This is a genomic window from Roseitalea sp. (assembly GCF_984466335.1).
The window spans coordinates 1-3,222 of sequence record NZ_CFIFWG010000098.1 but is presented as its reverse complement, the minus strand read 5'-3'; the positions used below and the strand labels follow the sequence as shown (position 1 = coordinate 3,222).

The window sequence follows — 3,222 nt, the reverse complement described above, 5'->3', positions numbered from 1 at the left end:
CATCGCTGCGGATGAAGGTGAACCTCGTCCGACACATTTCAAAGCGGTGGCAGGTCTGACAATGCGAGAGTTCGTTCGCGTGGATTAAGGCGTCGTTGCTTTGTCCGCAGGGCCGCCCCCGCCCTACCCTCGATTGGAAATCCATCGGCACTGATAGGGCGCAAAGCGGATGTCGCCGCCCGACCGGGCGCGGTCGCCCGCCAGGATATCGGTGCCGTGCGCGCGCACCTGCTCGCCCGACAGAAGGTCGACCCAGTGCTCGCCGCCGATCAAATTGATCGCGCTGACGGGAATGGCGACCTCTTCGGCGCTGACATTGTGGATGGCGAAGATCGACTGGTCGCGATCGAGCGACTGGCGCCAGAAACCGAACAGGCGCGGCCCGAACTGCATGGTGAACTGCGTCGCGTTCGGATGGAAGGCGGGCTGCGCGCGGCGGATGCGGATGCGCTCGGACAACCGCGCCAGGATGCGCGCATGCTCATTGTCGCCATCGTCGAGCAGCGCCCGCAAATCCCCATAGTTCCAACGCTTGCGGTTCAGCGCCCGGTTCTGCCCGGTCTTGGCGTATCCTTCCTGATCGTTGCGCGTGGCCAGAAGCGAATGGATGTAGAAGGCGGGAATGCCTTCGAGCGCCATCTGGATGGTCTGGCTGCACAGGAAGCGCTCTTCCTGCCGGCCGTCGACGCCGGCGAAGGTGCCGGCCATCGCGTCGTAGAAGGCGATGTTGAGTTCGTACGGCCGGCGCGTGCCGTCCGGCATGGCGCGCATCGAAACCTTGCCGCCAAAGGCTTCGACCGTGCCGACCATGCGGTCGAGGTCCGGCTCGGTGATCAGCCCCTCGCCGCCGCGCACGCCGATGCCGTCATGCGAGGCGGTGAAGTTGAGATAGGCGCAGCCGAGCGGCGCCGGCGGCATCGCCATCTGCCAGCGGTTCAGAAGCTCCGAGGTGCCCGACCACAGCGCGTGCAGCACCAGCGGCGGCAGCGGGAAATTGTAGATCGCGTGCGCTTCGTTGCGGTTGCCGAAATAGGAAAGGTTCTCCGTGTTCGGCACGTTGGTCTCGGTCAAGAGCACGACCGGCTCGGCCGCATAATCGGCCAGAACGCGCATCAGCCGCACGATGGCGTGCGTCTGCGGCATGTGGATCGAGGGCGTGCCCGCCTTCTTCCAGATGAAGGCGACCGCATCGAGCCGCAGGATGCGCACGCCATTGTCGATGTGCAGCCGCATGATGCGGATGAACTCGATCAGCACCTCGGGATTGCGGAAGTCGAGGTCCACCTGGTCGTGCGAGAAGGTGCACCAGACATGGCGCGTGCCGCCGGCGGTCTCCACCTCGCGCAGAAGCGCGTGCGCGCGCGGGCGCACCACCTGGCTGAGATCGTCCTCGGGCGAGGCTTCCACGAAGAAGCCGTCATAGGGTTCGTGCCCCTGTAGATATTCGCTGAACCAGGCGCTCTGGCTGGAGACGTGGTTGAGCACGAGATCGGACATCAACGTGAAGTCGGCGGCGATGCGGCGAATGTCGTCCCAGTCGCCGAGCACCGAATTGACCATGCGATAGTCGGTCACCGCAAAGCCGTCGTCGGAGGTGAACGGGAAGAATGGCAGGATGTGCACGCCATTGGTCGTGCCGCTCAGATAGCGGTGCAGGAAATCCCCCAGCAGGTCGAGCGGCTTGTGCGCGCCGTCGAAGAAGGTGTTGCCGTAGGTGATGACGATCGCGTCCTCTTCGGACCACAGCGTGTTGCCGGGCTGGCGGCCGCGCTGGCGCGACTTGAGGTTTTCGGGCCAGAACGCGTCGCACACCGCCTGCACCAGCGCGTCGGCCTCATCGTCGGGATAGATGAACGCGATCAGGCTGCCGAGCTTGGCGCGCAGTTGCGCGTTGCTGCCGCGCGTGGGCCCGCGACGCGGCACCCGCGCCACCGGCAAATGCTCCCAAAAGCGCTTGTCGACGTCCGTTCCGTCCATATGCGTCCGCTTATCCCAAACCGTCTCGGACCACCCGATGGTCCGACCTTACAGGCTTCGCCATAGCGTTCAATTAACAAGCGGGAACGGATCGGTGATCGTTTAGAGCCGTTGTGAAGACCGCCGTCGGCCCGTCGATGCCGGCCAGCGCTGCGGGGAAAGCGCGGTGCGATGTGAAAGGCCCGCCGCGCGGCTGAATCAGATCGCAAGGCAAGCGCGCCGGCGCTTCTGAGAGGCCGGCCCCGGACAACCTATAAGTTCCTCTAGGTTAACAAGACGCGCAAAATCAGCGATTGCCTTGCCGTATTGCGAAAATGAACCGGATCGATCGAGGGAAGGCCCGTGCAATGAAGAAATCCGCAATCTTGGTGTTGGTCGGTACCGGTCTCTTGGCCCTGACGGCATGCAGCAGTTCCGGCGGCGGGATGTCGCCGGGCGGGTCCGCGGGTGGAAACCTTGCAGATTATGCCAGCCTCCAAGCTCTGCTGGCGCAGATCCAGAACGACACCCTGACGCCCGAAGACACCGGCAGCCGGACCGGGTCCGTGTCCATGACGGGCGCGATTGGCGTGGATGGGCTGGGTGAGGCTGGGAATCTCACCCTGATCGGGGATCTTGCGATGACCGCGAATTTCGACACCGATACGGCCGCTGGCTCGGCGACCGGGTTCACCCTCTTCAACAGTGACACCGAACAGGTCGAAGCGGATGTCACCGGGACGCTCCCCATGTCAAACGGGACGATCAGCGGGACCGATTTCGACGCAAACATGAACGGCACGCTGAGCATAGGCAGCGGCGTTTACAGCGGCGATTACGGTATGGCGACCGTGCTGGATGGCAGGTTCTATGACGATAACGGCACACTGGTCGTCGGCGGTGACGTGAGCGCGACGATCGACAATCCGGACAATACGACCGACACCCGTCAGGGCGGTTTCGCAGCCACCGAATAGGCAAATGGACGGGTCCGAAGGGGGTACCCTTCGAGCCCGTCGACGCGTTTAGAGCGGTTTGTCTTTGGATGGGAGCGATTTGATGGACAAGGTTTTTCGCCGCGGCGCGGAAAACACCGCGGCGCGATCCGACGACCGCGCGAGGCTTTTGACGATGCTGCCGGCGGAAAAGACGTCCAAGCCGGAGGCCGGCAACACATTGACATCAGATGATAGCCGCACATCGCCCGAGCCTGGTCTTTTGCGCTCCGGGCGGCGTTGCGCGCGCCTTGCCAGATCACAAAATCCC

The 3,222-nt window shown here is 63.8% G+C and carries 3 protein-coding genes; 1 reads left to right on the top strand and 2 read right to left on the bottom strand.

From position 1 onward, the window contains the following. Positions 1–123 precede the first annotated feature (123 nt). The gene (locus AC5E6L_RS09985) at positions 124–1,977 is read right to left on the bottom strand and encodes a sugar phosphorylase (protein WP_491772987.1); all 1,854 of its coding nucleotides are present in this window, start codon (positions 1,975–1,977) and stop codon (positions 124–126) included. A gap of 347 nt (positions 1,978–2,324) precedes the next feature. On the opposite strand from AC5E6L_RS09985, the gene AC5E6L_RS09980 reads away from it, so the two are divergent. Next, positions 2,325–2,933: a hypothetical protein gene (locus AC5E6L_RS09980; protein WP_491772985.1), complete on the top strand. Its 609-nt coding sequence runs from the start codon at positions 2,325–2,327 to the stop codon at positions 2,931–2,933. Between the two features lie 48 nt (positions 2,934–2,981). Here the strand turns inward: AC5E6L_RS09980 and AC5E6L_RS09975 are convergent. Beyond that, positions 2,982–3,222 (bottom strand): hypothetical protein (locus tag AC5E6L_RS09975; protein WP_491772983.1); only part of this gene is annotated, 241 nt, incomplete at its 5' end.

Excerpts from the sequence above, each read along its gene's own strand:
- AC5E6L_RS09985 (WP_491772987.1), bottom strand. The coding sequence starts at position 1,977 with ATGGACGGAACGGACGTCGACAAGCGCTTTTGGGAGCATTTGCCGGTG.
- AC5E6L_RS09980 (WP_491772985.1), top strand. The coding sequence starts at position 2,325 with ATGAAGAAATCCGCAATCTTGGTGTTGGTCGGTACCGGTCTCTTGGCC.